The 18369-nt window shown below is 50.6% G+C and carries 14 protein-coding genes; 7 read left to right on the top strand and 7 right to left on the bottom strand.

The window, feature by feature from the left end; all coding sequences use genetic code 11:
- Positions 1–63: 63 nt before the first annotated feature.
- From ubiE to secA, 3 genes are all read left to right on the top strand, one after another.
- Positions 64–804, top strand: coding sequence for a bifunctional demethylmenaquinone methyltransferase/2-methoxy-6-polyprenyl-1,4-benzoquinol methylase UbiE (ubiE, locus tag G445_RS0104940; RefSeq protein ID WP_022866444.1), 741 nt, complete (start codon positions 64–66; stop codon positions 802–804).
- Positions 801–1814 carry a polyprenyl synthetase family protein gene (locus tag G445_RS0104935; RefSeq protein WP_022866443.1) on the top strand — a complete coding sequence of 338 codons (1014 nt, stop codon included), beginning with the start codon at positions 801–803 and terminating at the stop codon, positions 1812–1814. Before ubiE ends, G445_RS0104935 begins: the two co-directional genes overlap by 4 nt.
- A gap of 143 nt (positions 1815–1957) precedes the next feature.
- Positions 1958–4792: a preprotein translocase subunit SecA gene (gene secA / locus G445_RS0104930; RefSeq protein ID WP_022866442.1), complete on the top strand. Its 2835-nt coding sequence runs from the start codon at positions 1958–1960 to the stop codon at positions 4790–4792.
- Between the two features lie 372 nt (positions 4793–5164).
- Here the strand turns inward: secA and G445_RS11485 are convergent, their stop codons facing one another.
- Positions 5165–5965, bottom strand: coding sequence for an Rv3235 family protein (locus G445_RS11485; RefSeq protein WP_146002327.1), 801 nt, complete (start codon positions 5963–5965; stop codon positions 5165–5167).
- Positions 5966–5984: 19 nt separating this feature from the next.
- Positions 5985–7232 (bottom strand): LysM peptidoglycan-binding domain-containing protein, encoded by a 1248-nt coding sequence (locus G445_RS0104915; protein WP_022866439.1) that lies wholly within the window; start codon positions 7230–7232, stop codon positions 5985–5987.
- Between the two features lie 318 nt (positions 7233–7550).
- Here G445_RS0104915 and G445_RS0104910 point away from each other — a divergent pair, with 318 nt between their 5' ends.
- A complete protein-coding gene (locus G445_RS0104910; protein WP_022866438.1) occupies positions 7551–8345 on the top strand; it encodes a hypothetical protein in 795 nt (264 codons plus the stop codon).
- Between the two features lie 50 nt (positions 8346–8395).
- On the top strand, positions 8396–8869 hold the full coding sequence (locus G445_RS0104905; protein ID WP_022866437.1) for a DUF6912 family protein: 474 nt from the start codon (positions 8396–8398) through the stop codon (positions 8867–8869).
- Positions 8870–8903: 34 nt separating this feature from the next.
- Here the strand turns inward: G445_RS0104905 and G445_RS0104900 are convergent, their stop codons facing one another.
- From G445_RS0104900 to G445_RS0104880, 5 genes are all read right to left on the bottom strand, one after another.
- Complete coding sequence (locus G445_RS0104900; protein ID WP_022866436.1) at positions 8904–11987, bottom strand: AAA family ATPase; 3084 nt, start codon at positions 11985–11987, stop codon at positions 8904–8906.
- Complete coding sequence (locus G445_RS10845) at positions 11987–13354, bottom strand: exonuclease SbcCD subunit D (protein ID WP_022866435.1); 1368 nt, start codon at positions 13352–13354, stop codon at positions 11987–11989. Before G445_RS10845 ends, G445_RS0104900 begins: the two co-directional genes overlap by 1 nt.
- A gap of 184 nt (positions 13355–13538) precedes the next feature.
- Positions 13539–14639, bottom strand: a complete 1101-nt coding sequence (gene rsgA / locus G445_RS0104890) for a ribosome small subunit-dependent GTPase A (RefSeq protein ID WP_022866434.1) — start codon at positions 14637–14639, stop codon at positions 13539–13541.
- Complete coding sequence (locus tag G445_RS11910; protein ID WP_022866433.1) at positions 14632–16197, bottom strand: 3-phosphoshikimate 1-carboxyvinyltransferase; 1566 nt, start codon at positions 16195–16197, stop codon at positions 14632–14634. The genes rsgA and G445_RS11910 overlap by 8 nt, the downstream gene beginning before the upstream one ends.
- A gap of 209 nt (positions 16198–16406) precedes the next feature.
- Entirely contained in the window at positions 16407–16883 is a 477-nt protein-coding gene (locus G445_RS0104880; RefSeq protein ID WP_022866432.1) for a DoxX family membrane protein, read from the bottom strand.
- 437 nt (positions 16884–17320) lie between these two features.
- Here G445_RS0104880 and G445_RS09785 point away from each other — a divergent pair, with 437 nt between their 5' ends.
- Positions 17321–17989, top strand: coding sequence for a sigma-70 family RNA polymerase sigma factor (locus tag G445_RS09785; RefSeq protein WP_022866431.1), 669 nt, complete (start codon positions 17321–17323; stop codon positions 17987–17989).
- Positions 17986–18303 (top strand): mycothiol system anti-sigma-R factor, encoded by a 318-nt coding sequence (gene rsrA, locus G445_RS0104870; RefSeq protein ID WP_022866430.1) that lies wholly within the window; start codon positions 17986–17988, stop codon positions 18301–18303. The genes G445_RS09785 and rsrA overlap by 4 nt, the downstream gene beginning before the upstream one ends.
- Positions 18304–18369: the final 66 nt, after the last annotated feature.

The following is an 18369-nucleotide window of genomic DNA, read 5'->3' as shown; positions in this document are numbered from 1 at the left end:
AAAAGTTTTGAGCTTTTCCGTATCGGAGGTGTGAAAAGTGTCGTTTTATGTGAAGATAGTCCCATGAACAAAAGCCTTCCTCGTGAATCACATCTCAATGAACAGGGATTTGTCGATAAGGAGGCCGGAAAAATATCTGGTATGTTCGATAAAATCGCGCCACGTTACGATCTCGCTAACGATGTCCTCAGTTTTGGGCAGGTTCGGCTGTGGCGTAAAGCGGTTCTTGTGGCGCTCGATATTCAGCCCGGGCAGCGAATTCTTGATATAGCCTGCGGTACAGGTACATCCACCGCCGAATATGAAGGTTTTGGCGCGAGAGTGGTGGGGATAGATTTTTCGTCGGGAATGTTGGAAAAAGCACGTAAAACCTACCCACACATTACGTTCCAACAGGCGGACACAACCGCTCTTCCTTTCGACGACGAAAGTTTCGATACGGTCACGTGTTCTTACGGTTTGCGTAATGTTGAGGAGCCGCAGAAGGCTTTAAATGAAATGAGGCGCGTATTGCGTCCAGGGGGGCGCGTGGTGATAGCGGAATTTTCGCATCCGGAAAGTCGCGTATTTGGTACGGTTTATGATAGCTATTTGCGTCACATTTTACCTCGGGTTGCCGGTGTTGTTGCGAAAAGTGTTTCCGAATATGCGTATTTGATGGAATCCATCGGGGCTTGGCCCGATCAGCTTGGGGTCGCGCAGATGTTGCATCACGCGGGACTGAATGGGGTGGAGTACCGAAATCTCACTGGCGGAATAGTTGCTATTCACCGTGCTTTTGCGCCTACCATGGACATATCATGACTTTAACAACAGATAAAATACGCACACGGGTTGCCGAGCGCATGAAGGGCGTGGAAAAAATCCTCGCAAAAGAAACGAACCTGGGGCCAATCAGGGCTCGCCCGGTGACGAGTCATCTCATGCGTGCCGGAGGGAAAAGGCTTCGCCCCGCGTTAACGTTGGTGTGTTCCTATTTAGGGCCGGAACCGGAGTCTGATCGTGTGGAAAGTTTGGCCACCGCCATGGAACTTACCCATGTTGCATCCCTATATCACGACGATGTGATGGACGGTTCAGATTTGCGGCGAGGTGTGGAATCTGCGCACATGGTGTTCGGAACGTCGGCCGCAATTTTAGGTGGCGATATTTTGTTTGCGCGCGCAACGAAACGTATTATGGCGGCCGGGCGCTACACCCAAAAATTCTATTCGGAAACCTTTACCCGCCTGTGCGTTGGGCAGCTCATGGAAACTCTCGGGCCAGAGGGTGAAGAAGATGTGCGCGCCTACTACATTAACGTGTTGAGTGATAAAACAGGTTCGCTTATTGCCGATTCGGCAACTCAAGGTGTTCTTGGTTCTGCCGGGCCTGAGCGCGAAGAAGAATTCCTTCCCGTGGCTGAGAAAGTCCGGGCTTTCGGCGAAAAAATGGGTGTTGCTTTCCAACTTGCAGATGACTATATCGACGTTATGTCAGATGATGCGACGAGCGGGAAAGATCCCGGCGCAGATATTAAAGCGGGCGTTATCACCATGCCGATTATTTTGCTTCAAGAATGGAGTGCGTCCGGGCAGCTCGATAGTGCGGGGGACAGCATACTTGACCGCTGGAATCGTGTAACCGATTTGGATAGTGAAGCCCGCCATCAGCTCGTGGCGGATATTCGCAGGCACGATGTGATGGGTGAAGCAAAAAATATTGCCACAACATGGGCGATGGACGCGATTAATCATTTAGAGCCGTTAGGGGACACGCCGGTTCGTGAGCTTCTTGTGGAGTATTCGGTGAAATCTGTGGAGCGTAGCCACTAGTTTCGGATTTCGTCGTCGTAAATAATTACGTTGCGAGACGAGACGTAACGAAGAACGCACGCGCTGGGAGTGAACGGGGCTCATGAAGCGTGAAGAAACGCGTACAATGGTATAAGTTATGTCCGCAAAAAGGAGTTTTACGCGTGGTACGTATTCTTGACCGCATTCTTCGAGCAGGAGAAGGGCGCACATTGAAGCGCCTGAAGCGCATTAGTCAACAAGTTAACGCTCTTGAGCCAGATATTCAGTCGATGTCCGATGAGGAACTTCGCGGGCAAACTGAGGTTTTTAAGAAGAGACTCGCCGAGGGCGAAACCCTGGATCGGTTGTTGCCCGAGGCTTTCGCAACCGTTCGCGAAGCAGCTGTGCGCACTATTGGACAGCGTCCGTATGATGTTCAGATTATGGGTGGTGCGGCGCTTCACCTGGGCATGATTGCGGAAATGAAAACTGGTGAAGGTAAAACTCTTGTTGCGACGATGCCGTCCTATCTCAACGCGTTGAGTGGTGAAGGTGTGCATGTGGTGACGGTGAATGACTATTTGGCGTCGTACCAGTCTGAACTTATGGGACGTGTGTATCGTTTCCTCGGGATGACAACCGGTTGTATTGTGACCGGGCAGGATCCTGATGAACGTCGTAAACAATACAACGCGGATATTACATACGGAACGAATAACGAATTTGGTTTCGATTACCTGCGCGATAATATGGCGTGGGATACCGATGAGTTGGTTCAGCGCGGGCACAATTTTGCGATTGTCGACGAAGTTGATTCCATTCTTATTGATGAGGCGCGTACACCGTTAATTATTTCGGGTCCTGCCGAAGGGGATGCGAATAAGTGGTATCAGGAATTTGCGCGTTTGGTGTTGAAGATGCGCAAGGATACCGATTATGAGGTCGATGAGAAAAAGCGCACCGTCGGCATTTTAGAGCCGGGTATCGATAAAGTTGAGGATACGCTTGGCATTGATAACCTTTATGAGTCTCTGAATACGCCACTGATTGGCTATTTGAACAACGCTATTAAGGCGAAGGAACTTTTTGAGCGCGACCGCGATTATGTTGTGTTGCACGGTGAAGTTCTTATTGTTGACGAACATACCGGGCGTGTTTTGCCTGGACGTCGCTATAACGAGGGTATGCATCAGGCAATCGAAGCCAAGGAAGGCGTGGAGATTAAGGCGGAGAATCAGACTCTTGCCACAATTACGCTCCAGAACTATTTCCGCATGTATAAAAAGCTGTCCGGCATGACGGGTACGGCGGAAACAGAAGCTGAAGAATTTGCTTCAACCTACAAACTTGGTGTGGTGCCGATTCCGACGAATAAGCCCATGATTCGCGTGGATCGAACGGATTTGATTTATTCGACTCGCGCCGCAAAACTGCAGGCGGTTGTTGCGGATATTGTTGAACGCCACGAAAAAGGCCAGCCAATCCTTGTTGGTACGGCATCGGTGGAAGCTTCGGAAGAACTTTCTGATTTGCTTGACCAGGTTGGGGTTCCGCACCAGGTGTTGAATGCTAAGCAGCACGAGCGAGAAGCGCGTGTTGTTGCGGAAGCTGGGCGTAAAGGTGCCGTGACAGTTGCAACAAATATGGCTGGGCGTGGTACGGATATTATGCTCGGTGGCAATCCGGAGCATCGCGCAGTGGACCTCCTGAAGAGCAAGGGCATGGATCCGGAAGAGACTCCGGAAGAATACGAACTTGCATGGCCCGAAGCGTTGAAGCGAGAACAGGCCGCGGTTGCCGAAGAACATGATGAGGTGACGGCGCTCGGTGGTTTGTATGTGCTGGGTTCCGAACGTCACGAATCGCGTCGTATTGATAACCAGTTGCGCGGACGTAGTGGACGCCAGGGCGATCCGGGCGAATCGCGTTTCTATCTTTCCCTTGAAGATGATTTGTTGCGTTTGTGGGGTCAGGGAATTACCGGGCGCATGATTAATGCGGCAATTGTCGATGATGACACCCCGTTAGAGCATAGGGGAATGGCGAAAAACGTCACTCGTGCGCAAACCTCAAACGAGGCACGTAATGCGGAAATGCGTAAAAACGTGTTGAAGTACGATGACGTGATGAACGATCAGCGTACCGTGGTGTACGACGAACGCCGGAGCATTTTGCGTGGTGACGATATTGAGAACCTTATTAGCGGTTTCCTTGATTTCGTTATCGACGATGTTGTAACGGCTCATACTCAGGGCAGTGAAGAAGATTGGAATCTTGAAGCCCTGTGGAATGATCTTAAGAGTTACTACAAGCCTGGCTTCAGCGCCCAAGAGCTCATTGAGGACGCGGGTGGGTTGCATAAGCTTTCCCAGGAAAGAGTGAAGAGTGAACTAAACCAGGATATTCACGCACTTTATGAGGAACGTGAAGACGAGGTTGGTTCAGCATCAATGCGTGAGCTTGAACGTCAGATTTTGTTGTCTGTACTGGATCGTAAGTGGCGCGAGCATTTGTACGAAATGGATTACCTTAAAGAGGGTATCGGTTTGCGTGCTATGGCTCAAAAGGATCCCCTTGTTGAATACAAGGACGAGGGATACCGCATGTTCCAGGCAATGAACGACAATATCATGGGTGAAACCGTTCAATACTTGTTCAATTTCGAGTTGCCATCTGAACGTGAAGCGCGCCTTCAAGAAGAAGCCGCAAAACTAGCTTCACCTGCGAAGAACATGGAAGCTGCCTTTGCGGCCGCTAACGATCTTCACGACAATAGTAACGCTGCGGCTTCTGGTGAACGCGTTAGCGCACAAAGCCTAGGCCTTGAAAAAAGAACTCGTCAGCAAAACGTGTCCTATTCGGCGCCCTCAATGGACGGCAGTGGTGAGGCAACTCAAACCGGCGCCGGGAGTTCTTTCCAGTCCGGCGGCGGGGCATCTCCGGCAACTGCTCACCGCTCTGAAGGCGGAAATCGTGCACAACGCAGAGCCGCTAAGAAAAAGAAGCGCAGGAAATAACGCGGTAGGTGACGCAATTGCCGACGCAATAGGCACGCAGCAGGCGACACAAGTGCTGACGCAATAGGCGACGCAGTAAGTAATTGAGCGGAGGGAGTGGCTTATACGGTTCGTGTAAGCTACTCCCTCCGCTTAACACATGCGATGTGACGTGTATGTTGTTCGGTGCCGTGGTGGTGTGATGTGGATGCTGCTGCGCATCCTACGTGTTCAGCTTCCCTTTGCCGGTATGAGAACAAAGGGATTCTTGTGTTTCCTCATCCTACGTTCCCGCATTGAGTACAAACGGGTGTGATCCAAGCTGTGCATCACTATCCTGGTTGTTCGCGTTCTTCTCAGTTATATGTGATTTTTCAATACAATTGTGGGTTTTTAGCCGAGTTCCAATGCGACAACTTCCCAACGATTCCTATTGAACTCAATACGAAATGCGGCTGCGCGAATCCGTATCCCGTCCTCAATGACGGCAATAATTTCTCGCACTCTCAAAAGTGGCGCAAAAACAGACATTCTGAGGATCTTGGGGCAACGACGCTGTAAAATTTTTCCCTCCAATCTCATTCCCAGTCCGCAACGACGAACAAACATTTGATAAACTTCCGGCGCCATCCAGTTTTTCAGATGGTTCACCGGCCTTTGCCCAAGAAGTGCTTCAATTGCGAAGAGAACAACCCCTCCGCTGAAACGTTCGGGCTGAGGAGCATCTCCCGGTAGGGGATCATTCAAATTTTCTTTGCACTCCCTCCACACATTTCGAAAGGGTGTGGCTTTCAAAGCGACCCGATCCCACGGTTTCCGGGGGCTTGTCACGGGGTAATTTTCGTGGGTGGTGCAGGGCTGCGTTTCTTCTCGTGGTTTTGCTTCTCTTCGTGGTTGCTTCGTTCCTCTTCGTTGCGGTTTCGTTTCTCTTCGCGCTTGTTTCTCCCCTTTTGCATTTCGCGTCCCAGGGCTTCCTGTTTTTCCTCGCGGTTCTCTTTTTATTCGTGCCGGCGGGGTTCTTTCTCCAGATGTTTTCTCGTCGAAAACATTGCTTAACGACATGCGTATTTTGTCCGCAGGAGGTGGCAGATGGGAGATAACAAATGCTGTGCTTGTTGCTGTACTTGTTGCTGTACTTGCTTGCGGTATCGTTACCAGCTTTTCTGATTTTTTGTTGGCGGGAACTGTTGACATGATGGACCCCGATTTTACGTTAAGTTTTAGGTTGAATAAGGTACATCGGGAGCTTTAGCAGTTGTCCCGGATAGATAACGTTGGGTTCGGGAATCTTATTTTCGGCAACAATGGCATGAATTCCCGCAACTATATCTGCATTCCTCGCCTCTTCTCCAAGAACTCCACGGCATATTTTCCACAATGAATCGCCAGGAAAAACTGTGTACGTTCTCGTTTTTTCATCGTTTCCAGGGGTGCCGTGCCCGTGGTGGAAAGGCTTGTTGGTGCCCGATGAAAAATCTCTGTTGCCGTCAAGAAATTGGCGATATTGTTCGTCGAGAAAAGGAAAAACTGTATTAAGGATGGGAGAAATAAAACGGTGTCCTAATATTCTCGAAAAAGTAGTGAATGGCGCCTGAGCTAGAGAACGTGGTGGTGGGGTTTTGCTCTCTAGATTTGCTCGGGATGACGAACTATGTGGAAGTTGTGTGGCGCGCAAATTCTCCTGTTGCGCAGATAAAAGTTTTTCCCGCATTGCCGGCGCGTTATCACGTGGCGAGGTTAAGTTGTTGGGCGATACGGCCACGTGTTTCTTGTCTGGCATCTGAGGATTGAGGGGGAGTGCCTGGATGTTTGCCGAGGATTGTGTCTTATTCGGAGGCAGTTTATTTGTTGATTGAGGTTTGTTCGACGATATTGGAGGCGCGGGTTGCTTGTCGGCAGAAGTGATATTCTTCTTCCCCATATCTGCAGTGGTGTCTTGTGGTGGTGCCGGTTGTTTAGTGTCATGTGGCTCAGAAGGTGTTGACTCTCTTGACTCTTGGGAGGTGTTATCCGAAGGCGAAGAAGAATCAGGTTGTGTTTCCTTGTTCTCGTGGGCTTTCTTGTTCAGTGACCCTCCTATGCCTAAATCGATATCCTCAACTTCCGTTGAAGTTGTTGGTGGCGGTAATTCATCTGCCCATGCGTGTCCCATGGGTGGGAATGTTAGTGCAGATGCGACGAAAAGCGCTGCGAGCGAACGTCGCGTTTTTGCCGTGCCTGCAACGGACGCTAGCCGAACGATAAGGCTCAAGCGTCCGCTGTGTGCGCTATGCAAAGCGTAGTAACTAAGAGATAATCGCGCACCGGAAACGCAGAATACTCCAAGGCAGACAACGAGGCCGATGGCGAAAAACAATCCATATCCGCTAGTCTCAAGGCAGATGTGAAATGCGTTAATGCATAGATAGGCACTCGTCAATGATGCGCCTAAAGCTATGAAAGATTTGCTGAGATATCCCATGACAGATATCCTTTCCGTTCTCATCTGTGCCGGATATCTTCGGCCTTATAAGCTATCTTAAACAGTTAATTAAGTAGGCCAACTGGATATATCCGACTTTACTGCGACGAGAGCTGCTTTGTCTCGTCGTCAATGAAGAATAAAAAGAAAACAACGACAGGGCGAAACTCTTTCCCCAAGAGGTGTTCCGCTGTGGATAGAAACGTGGATAAGCGGCATGTAATCGAGGGTTTTCCACAACTGTGGATAACTATTTATGGGGGCTTCTTTTTTCATTCATAATATTGTGATGATTTTCGACGAAAGGAGGAGGCTCGCGTGAAAAAGGAGGAGGCTCTCGTGAAGGAGAAAGGCGTTACATCGCTGAAATCGGATACGGGGCGAACGGGACAAGAAGCGGTACGTTATCGTGGGCGGCGTGCTCTGGTTGAAGATGTTGGTAACGACGGTGGACAAATTGCGGGCCAGAAAAGCGTGCGTGTGGGAGCAACCAAGGGTGGAAAATCGAGGACGGCGCGCTTGTACGATAAAAATGCCCGCTGGGACGTGGCAGATGTGAAGGCTGACAAGGGTAATGCGCGAGGAGGTAAACGCCAGGGCGGGGAAGCTCGTGGAAAACTGTTAATCATTGCGGTGTTGTCGCTTTTGGGAGCATGTGTTTGTTGGTTTGTTGCGTCGCAGTATCTTGGATTACAGCGAGCGCAAGAACGTGCCGGAAAAAATTCTGTTCGTATGGTTATTCCTGTTGATATGCCACTTTCTCATGTGGGGGTAGGAGACTCGCTAGAGCTGTGGACGGGGGAAGGGTATGTGGCTACGGGACGTGGAGATGGAGGTCGTGTAGCTTCGGGGAAAGGAGACGGAGGTTGCACAATGGTGGAGCAAGGGTATGTAGCAGAGGGGCAAGGCCGTGTGAAGGCTGGGGAAGGGCGTGTAACGAAAACCGCGCGAACAAAAATTTCCGATATTTTTGGTATTCGTTCTTTTCCTTGCGGGGTGGAACGTTATTGTGTGGAATGTTTTGTTCCTCGCGGGGCGGCAAGTCGTGTTGCGCATCTGATGACGATTCGTGCCACATTATTTTCGTTTGAGAAAGGTGTGCTTGTGGAGTGATTGCCTCGTTTCTTTGCCTTTGCGCTGGAAGCCTTAGATAGAATAAGGCTATGAGGATATACATTCCGGCAACGCCGTTCGATTTAGGTCAAAACAAGGTAACTGCGCGAGTTGTACATGCAGTTACGAAAGAACTCTTGAAAGTTATGCCGGATGAGGAAGCAGAGATTATCGAGGCGGTTGCATTTAATGCCGCAACGGACGCTTCCGTGGACTTAATTCCGCGCTTAATGGAAGAAGAGCCTGATATTCATCCTCGTCGCGTGGTTATTTCTGCTGATGTTCCCGATGCGTGGTTGGAGATGGGTTCTGGATTGCCCACGGCTTTGCGTTTAACACGCGATGTGGAATGGGTGCGAGTTGCATGTTTCCACGTCGATGGGTGGGAAGCGGAAGAAGATGTGAAAAAAGCGCCTGCCGATGATGAAGCGTTCGAAAGGCTAACGGAAGAAGATTTGCTCTGGTTTGACATTACTGAGCGTGCAGGTTGTGCAGAGGAGTTGCGGGCGACGTATCGCGTTTAGCGGGGCGTGTTTAGCGCGAAAACTTCCGTTGTGTTTAGTTTTCATAGCTTGCTCGGAGCGTAGATGTTCCGTCGGGAAGGCGGCGGATGGAGATTTTTTCGGAGATGGCTTCTTTCATATCAGCCACGTGTGAGATAACCCCGACGCTTCGTTTGTGTTCTGTGAGTCCGTGAAGCACATCCATTACATTATGTAATTTATCGGACGATAAACTTCCGAATCCTTCGTCTATAAGGAGCGTTTCTAGGTGTATTCCACCGTTTTCTGCGCGCACAACGTCTGCTAGTGCAAGAGCTAAAGCCAGTGCGACGAAGAATGTTTCCCCACCTGAGAGGCTCGCGGTTTCGCGCAGGCTTTCTTTGCCTTCTCTCCATTCGCGAACTTTTAACCCCAAACCGATTTTTGTTTGCCGTGAGCCTTTGTCTTTATCGTTTGTGCGCATTAGCTGATAAACGCCGTTACTTATGGTGAGCAGGCGTTCGTTGGCGACGTCAATAATGCGTTCAAAACGTTGTTGAAGAACATAGGTTTCGAGCGGAATATTGGTTTTGGATTCGACTCCCGCAGTTGCGAGGGCAGCAAGGCGAAGCGACGGGCCTGCTTCCCGAACGCTATCCAACCAGGCTTTTTCTGCTGTCTCCACCTGGGTGTGATGCTTACGAGCCTGAGCTAAAAGCGTTTCCTGCCGTGTTGCCACAGCCCTCGCTTTTCGAACTTCTTCTTGGGCTTCGCGCACGGCTTGTTCGTTTTCTTTAAGCCGGGGTTGTTCTTCACCTGTTAGCTGCGCAATGGCTGGTTCGGCTAAATCACGTTCCACTTCATGCCACATGCGCGTGAATTCCGCGCATTCTTTTTCCAAAATGGACTCGGTTTCTTTACTGACATGGGAATCTTGTATGTCCTTAGCCGATGCAAAAATGGGTTCTTTTTTGATCGCGACATTGAGTTTTTCTTGTGCCTGACCAGCTAGTTGCCCTGCCTCAAGAAGCTGGGTGGCGGCTTCGATCCAGGAGTCGAGAATGCCGAGGTTATCCTCGTGGAATTTCTGGCGTTCTTCAAGTGAATCAAAACCGCCACATTCTTGAGATAAGCGTTGCTCTTCTGCCTGAATATTGAGCGCCAATTGTTGTTGAGTGGCCCCACGGCGCGACTGTTCTTCGCGCAAGGTTTGATGGGCAGTTGCACATTCTTCGTGTTCCTTATACAGATTCTCAAGTAATTTTTCGCATTCGCGTAGTTCTTCTTCTTGGGTTTGCGCCTGCTCCGAAAGTTTCGTATATCGTGCAAGCTCCGTAGAAATTTGTTCCTCGGAGTATCCCTTAATCGAGTTTTTCTTTTCTTCCCAGCGAGTTCGCGCTTGCGTATATGCCCCCGTTATTTTTTCAACCTGTACGCGCACGGCACTGAGTTTCTTCTCTGCATCTTCAACTTCGTTGCGTGTCACGTGCGTTTCGGTTGCCCGGGCGGGTTGGGGGTGTTCGACGGATCCGCACACCGGGCAGGGAAGAGAATCTTCCAAAGTTTCAGCAATTTCCGCTGATATTGAAGCAAGCCATTGCTGTGTGAGAAGTTGATGATTTTGTTGTGAAGAGGTCAGTTTTTTCTTTGCTGTATCGTATTCTTGACGTGCCTGGTTGAATGATTTTTCAAGCGCATCAGCTGTTCGATAATCTTCTAAGCGTTGTTCCCATTCGTTGAGCCCTGCTGTTATGCGAGGAATCTCTAGGAGTATAGGTTCGAGTTTTTTCTTGACATGTTCAGCTTCGCATATTTTCTCGTGAAGCTGTTTTTCTTCCGTCTTTGCAACCTCCAGTTTTTTCGCAACATTTTCGGCATGTTGTAGCGCTACACGATGGTCATTTTTCAAAACCTGTAACGCATGTTCCGCATTGCGGAGTTCTTCAAGTTTCCCGCTTTCTTTTCGTAGTGTATCGGATAGTTGATGGGCTGTGCTCAGGTGTTGGGAGGCGAGAGAGTCAGCTGAAATCGTTGGGAGGAAACGTATAGAGCTGTACGTTTTATCTGCTAGCGTGGCATTATCTTGGCAGAGTTTTTCGTAGCCTTCTTTGGCGAGGTTGAGGTTATCACGGGTTTTTGTAAATTGTTCGACAAGGGGCATTAACGGCAATGTTAATGTGTGCAAGCGTAACTGTTCCCGCTTTTTGTCGATTTCGGGTTGTTGTTTTTCTAGTTCAGCGCGAGTTTCCCGTAGTTTGCTCCGTTGTGCAAGAAGATTCGTTAATTCTTGTGCATGCTTGAATTTTTCTTCCTTCTGCCGTGCATGTGTTTCGGCGCCGTCGGCTACGAGCTGTGCGCGGTGATGTTCTTCAACGAGTTTTTCGACGTGGTGTGCAATGGTGTCGTTTAGTTCGTCAATGTTTTCCGGTAGGGTGAGGTTTTTCGCTTTTTCGCTAAGTTCTTCTTGTTCTTCGGGTGCAAGGTTGAGATCGGATGCAAGAGCGTAAGTAAATTTTTCGATAGCTGTCTTTTTCGCCTCTATATCTGCCCGTGATTGCTTTGCCAGCTCCTGTAGTTGGCTGGTGAGCTTCCCGTATAAGCCCGTGTTAAATATTTTTGAGAGTAACGCTGTACGATCTTGTGTGTTTAATGCGAGAAATTCTGAGAATTTGCCCTGCGGAAGGATAACGGTTTGGAGAAACTGTTCTGCGTTGAGCCCGATAAGTTTAATAATAGCGGGCCCGACATCGCGGGGGAGAGACGCTAAGGGTTCGCCTTTATCGCTTCCGGTTTTTACGGAGTCATCCGAAATTTTCATGAGTTTCGCTGTTGCACGCGAAGGGTTGGCGTTTCCTTCCTTAATATATTCGGGTTCTCGTCGCACACGGTAGGTTCCAGATTCAACGGTGAAAATTAAGTCAACAAAACTGGGTTTTTTCGGGTTCGCAAAGGTGGAGCGTAGGCGTTCTACGCTGGAATCTTTTCCGCCTGCAATTTTGCCGTAGAGTGCGTAACATATGGCGTCAATAATGGTGGATTTTCCTGAACCTGTAGGGCCTTCCAAGAGGTAGATGCTGGATGATGACATTCGATCAAAATCAATGTTTTCTTCACCAGCAAACGGCCCGATACCCCTGAATGTTAGACGTCTTAACCGCATTATTCTTCACCAGCTTTCACATTGTCCCATACGCATGAGAGTAGTTCTTTTTCTTCTGGGGTAAGGTTCCTCCCGCCGGTTTCTTTCATGAAATCCATAATTATGTCCAGAGGATTGTAGATACTGGGATTGATGCTTGCCATATGAGCCTGGGTGCTAGAGCGGTAGTGGATGTCCAGCGCGTGTGGGAAAGCCTGGTGAATGAGCGGAATGAGGTGTGGCGGGCGTGAAGAATCGGTGACGATAATTCGCGCGAAGGCATCCCTATATGCTTGGTTTTTCGCATCGAGAATGGACTCTAAAGTTCCTTCAATTGTTCGGATTGGGCGCCACACGGGAGCGGGGATAAGCGTGGTGTCCGTGAGTTGCGAACCGTCAAACGTGAGAAGGGCCGAGGATTTCTGCACGGTTTCGGTGAAGGAAAATGCGATAGGGGAGCCCGAGTAACGCATAGGCGGATCGCCCTTAACGCCAACCTTTTGCGGTGAATGTAAGTGCCCGAGGGCAATATAGCTTAATGGCCCGACGCCCTCAGTATCGCCGAGGCGAAAAAGCGAACTTGGTACGTTATCAATACCTCCAACACTAATATCCCGTTCCGATTCGCTAGATTGCGCCCCGGTAACAAAAGCATGAGCCATGACAATCCGCGCCACGTTTTCGCCTGAAAACTCGCCCTCCTCGCAATCCTTTTTAATGAGCTCTAACGCCGCTTTCATCACTGAGGGGTGGTTTCCTTGGATGCGGGGTTGCGTGTTGTTTTCTGCCATCACCGAGGGAGGGTTTTCGGCGACGATTCCGGTGCATTCTGGGGTGCTCGCTTTGTTGTTTTCAGGCGTTCTGTTGTGTTCGGGCGCTTTGTGCGCTATCGGTGAGTTGTGGCGTTTTGAGGCGCCCTCTTCCTCGTTGGGGAGCATAATCGCATGTTGTTCTAGAGCATGAGCGAGAGCATTTTTCTCCATGTACGGATCGAGATAGGGGATAGGATACACAAGCGCTCCGAGTGTTCCGTTTTTTGTGTAGACGGGAACAGGAATCCCGCAATCAACAGATTTTGTTCGAATATGTAAAGAATCTTTGAATAAATCCGCACCAAAACCGAGCCTTTGTGCCGAATCATGATTACCGGAAATCGCAATAACAGTTGTGAGTTCAGTTAAGCGCCGCAAAGCCGTCGAAAAAAGTTCCACGATACTTCCCGACGGGGTGCTTGTATCATAAACATCCCCTGAAATGAGGAGTGCATCGACCTCATGCGCACGCACAGTATCCACAACGTGATCAATCCACAGTTGAAAAGCCGGGGTGAGATCTGCTTGATGCAGGCTACGTCCCAGATGCCAATCGGATGTATGTAAAATCTTCATACTCATAGCCTAAAGAGCACCTCCCGCATTATTTTTTGCCCGAACTTTTTCTTACTATTTTCCGCTATTTTTCCCGTTCTTCCAGTTATTTTCCCCGCCTTTTCCGTTCGTCTAGTTTCCCGCTTTCCCGCTCTTACAAGCTACGCTCTTTTGAGCTTCGGCGGGTTTTCGGGGGACAAGCCCGCTACTTTTCCCACTCTTCCAAGCTACGCTCATTAAGCAAGCGCCGGAAAGACGCTGCGCGCTCGCGGAGGCGCGAAATTCCCTGCACCTGGGGCGAATCCAGCTCGCATTCCAGTTCGCCTTCTTCATGTGTGCATCCGCGCGGACACTCCTCGGTAATCTCTTCCAGTTCCGAAAAACCGTGCAATATCCCTTGCGCATCTACGTGTGCCAGCCCGAAACTGCGCACACCAGGGGTGTCAATCAACCTCCCGCCCCCCGGCAAAGTGAAGGATACGGCCGAAACTGAGGTGTGGCGCCCCTTTCCCGTCGTCGCGTTAACGCTTCCTGTGAGCCTGTCCGCTTCGGGAACAAGGTGATTAAGAAGAGTGGATTTTCCCACCCCCGAATGTCCGATGAGCACGGTGGTTTTCCCGGAAAGCTCGGCTTCTAATTCGAGACGTTGCTCCTCGGTTTTTTCGACGACGGTGGCGCAGCCGTGCGTCAGGGCGGAAACGTCTGCACCCTTGTTAGCGCCCCTGGTTGCGTTCTCATCTGCGCCCTCACCTTCAAAAGCAAGCGTGAACATGCGAATTCCCAGGGGCTCGTAGTGAGCACGCAAAGCATCGTCGCTCCCCAAATCGTGTTTTGTCATCACAATAATGGGGCGCATCCCAGCATCGCTCGCCGCCACTAAACAGCGGTCAATCATCCCGGTTTTCGGCTCGGGCTGCGCAAGAGCAACCACGATAGCCATAATGTCAGCGTTCGCCACAATTGTTCGCTCTCGTCCGTCGCCCTCCTCTGTGGAGCGCGTGAGTTGCGAGGAACGCTCCTCAATAAGCACAATTCGCGCCAGCGTGTCTTTTGCCCCCGAAATATCGCCGGTTACCCGCACACGGTCGCCAACAACGATAGCGCCACGCCCGAGTTCGCGCGCCTTAACCGCCATAACCTCAGTGCCGGACTCCATCACCACCGTATAGCGCCCGCGATCAACAGCTTTGACGGTTCCGAGCGGGCGCGAAGAATAATCCGGCCGAATTTTTGTGCGTGGTCGCGACCCCCTCCCTGGCCTCACTTTCACGCGGGGATCATCGGTTCCAGTGTCGCGTTTACCCACCGAGAAGTTCTTTCCACATATCTGCGAAGCGTGGCATAGTTTTCGACGTTGTTTCAATATTTTCGACGACGATATTCTCGAATCGTAACCCAAGAATTGCCGCGAATGTTGCCATACGATGATCCTCGTAGCTTGCTAGTTGGGCGCTAGATTGCGTGGAATTCCAGGCGTGAAGGGCTTGGCTCGGGTCGAGAATAATGATGTCGTCGCCTTCTTCATACGCGGTGATGCCAAGTTTGTTCAACTCGGTTGTAATGGCCGCTAAACGGTTTGTTTCGTGCCCTCGAAGTTGCCCGATATTTCGCAGGCGGCTACTACCTTCAGCAAGGGCGCAGACGGCCGCTAATGTTGGGGTGAGTTCTCCAACGTCTGCGAGATCGCGATCCAGTGGGCGTATTTTTTCCGGGCCGGTGAGGCTTAGTGTTCCAACACCGGGACCGGTTTTTTCAAAGGAAATAGTGGCGCCCATGGATTCAAAAATAGGCGCGGCTTGCGCTCCCGGTTGGGTTGTGTGTTCTGGCCAGTTTGGAATCGAAACGGTTCCGCCTGTTACCATTGCTGCCGCCAAGAAAGGCGATGCGTTCGATAAATCTGGTTCCACAACGACGCTTCCCAGATGTGGCACACCGTGGTGAACACGCCACTGCACGGCTGGTTCTTCTGTGGCGGGGTTTGCCGCAGAAGGAACGCGAGAATCTTGCTGGGAACACCTTGCGTGTTCCTCGCCTTGAGTTTTCCCAACGCAAACAGTTGTCCCACCGTGAACATTTTTCGCTGTTGCGGTACCCTTGCTGTCGTTTAAAGGTGACATATCTGTGCCGGTTAGTGGCTGTGTTCCTTCGGACGTCATTGAGGTGTTGGTTATAAGTTTCCCATCTCGACTAAATTCTTCCACGGTAATTCCAGCTCGGCGCAACACGTCAACCGTCATTTTAAGATGTGGTGTGGAAGGAATTTTTTCGCCGACAGAACGCAGGTGAAGTCCGCGTTCAAAGCGGGGTGCCGCCAAAAGGAGAGCGGAAATGAACTGTGATGAAGCCGAGGAATCAATATTTAATTCTCCGCCTTCAACCCGCCCAACGCCGTAAACGGTAACGGGTAGCACGGTTGTGCCGTCCGCAAGCGTTACCGCCTCCACTTCTACGCCAAGTTCGCGCAATGCCGTAACCACTGGCCCCATAGGACGTACACGCGCGGCTTCGTCGCCATCAATATGTACGGTTCCGTCAATAAGAGCTGCAAGTGGTGGAACGAAACGCATCACGGTGCCCGCTAAACCCGCCTCGATGCTTGCGCTACGCATAACTCTTGGGGTGATGGTTAAAACATCGTGGGACTCGTCGCTACCCTGGCTCCATTCGACACCGATTCCCAGGGCGCGCAGGGCGTCCGCCATAAGATACGTATCGCGAGCTCTCAGTGGAGCGTGAATAACGCTGGGCTTATCGCCCATAGCGGCGATAATCATGTATCGCGCCATAAGAGATTTGGAACCCGGAACGAAAACTGTTCCATTGACGGGGGTGGGGTGGTGCGGGGAAGGCCAAAGTGAAGTCATAAATTATTCCTGGTCTCCTTTGAGTACTGTTGAATACTGTTAAATATTGTCCCGTTTCGTGTGAAATATTTGGGTAATCGACGAGTTTCGCTAGTTAGTGAATTTCGCTAGTTATTAATCTTCGCTAGTGCTTGATTTTCGCTAGTTAGCAAGCTTCGTTAGTGCCTGATTTTCGGTAGTTAGCGAGTTTCGTTAGCGCTTGAGCTTCGCTAGTTAGTATCATGTCCAGCTTCCTTCGCTTCCTGACGGTGATTTTTCCACGCATGGTAGCGGTATCCGAGCGAAGGACGTCCTTTATTGTCTGCCACAGCAAGAAGGGCTCCGCCTGCCAGGGCAAGCGAAGTAACAAGGCCTTCGCGTGCCTGTGGAGCATCTTCATCGGCAACAGCCCACACGGGATTCTTACCCAAGGCAATCGGCAGTTGGGTTGTTGCTAACACAGCCCCCGATAATTTCTGGAATTTTCCGACGCTCAACAAAACACCAGCAACTACCTGGACTACCCCGGTTGCGCGAATAATCATATCTTTCTTTTTATCGGAAATATCTTCGTCGATGGCGCTAATGAAAACACCAACGTTGTCAACCTGTTCACGGTTTTTGGCAGGGTGACGCAACGCGGAAAAGCCCTGAAGAATAAATGGCGCAGCCAATGCGGGGCGCGCAATCATACGAATAAGTCCCATGGATTAATTTTGCCCTATGAGAGCGAAAAATGTGAGTTCTATCCGGTAACTATTCCCACCGGCGTAAAGATATCACCAGCTAACGAGGACATGTGGAAACTTTTGTGGATAGCACGGGAACTATCACCACAACGTAACGACGACGAAAAGCGCGTATCGTCGTCGAGAAAAAAGAACAACAGACGCCGGGCACGACGGGCAATGCAACACATGCGCGAACGGGACACGCAACGCAACGGTGTCGAAATTTGGAGTTAAGAAAACCCATGCGAACGGGACGCGCGATACGCGCCACATGTCGGAATAAAATTGTCCACAACTCGTTAAACATTATGAAAGCAACGGAATTTCCGCAGTTTTCGCACATAATTCACCATCGACATAATACGTCGTCGGAAAAAGAAATGCCCCTACGGCACGGAACAGGTAATCTATACATGATGACCACAGACATTCAACGATCCGCACCGGAAGAAACGCAAGCTCAGCGAGCCACGCGTTTTGAAAAGGACGCAATTCCCTTCCTCGACCAACTTTATGGCGCTGCCATGAGGCTCACCCGCAATCCTGCCGATGCTGAAGATTTGGTTCAGGACACCTACGCTAAGGCGTTTTCGGCTTTTCACCAGTACAAACCGGGAACGAATTTAAAGGCGTGGCTCTACCGAATTCTCAACAACACGTTTATTTCGAATTATCGGAAAGCGCAACGTCAACCGCAACAGACGCATGCCTCGGAAATTGAGGACTGGCAAGAATACAGGGCGGCGTCGCATCACTCCACGGGGATGATGAGCGCGGAAGCTGAGGCGTTGGAAAACTTACCTCAATCCGAGATTCGTGATGCGATGAGCAAGCTTCCGGAAGATCGTCGCATGGTGGTGTACTTGGCCGATATTGAGGGGTTTGCGTACCAGGAAATCGCGGACATTATGGAAACGCCGATTGGCACCGTGATGTCCCGCCTCCACCGCGGGCGCAAGCAGCTTCGAGAACTTTTAGCGGATTATGCGCGTGAGCTTGGCTATGGGAAAAAAGCTCGTGGTGCGAAAAAATCTGCCCCTCAGGGGGCGGCAACGGCGGGCGTGGCGAAGGAGAAAAAGTGAGCGAAGAAATGCGTAGGTGGTTGGAGTCCACGCTTGAAGAGTCTGGTAATTCTTTGGATTCGCCCGATGTATCGCCATGTTGTTGTGACGATATTGTCGACCAGCTTTTCGAGTATGTGGACCGCCAGCTTTCCGAGGTTCAAGAGTCGCGTTTGAATGCGCATGTTTCGGGGTGTCCTGAATGTGCGGAGCGTACCGAGGCGGAATCGCATGTCCGTGAGATTTTGCGCAGATGTTGCCAAGAACAGGCGCCAAGTACGTTGCGGGCGCGTATTGTGAGCCAGATTGAGGTTTATCGTCGCACGACGAGTTAATTTTGTGTACGACGACGGTGCGCGGCGATTCGCCCGCGAAACACGTTAGCTTTCTTGCGCGATGGG

It is taken from the genome of Actinotignum urinale DSM 15805, from assembly GCF_000420445.1.
Lineage (GTDB): Bacteria > Actinomycetota > Actinomycetes > Actinomycetales > Actinomycetaceae > Actinotignum > Actinotignum urinale.
Note: the sequence above shows the minus strand (reverse complement) of the source record. Positions and strands in the feature narration are given on the sequence as shown.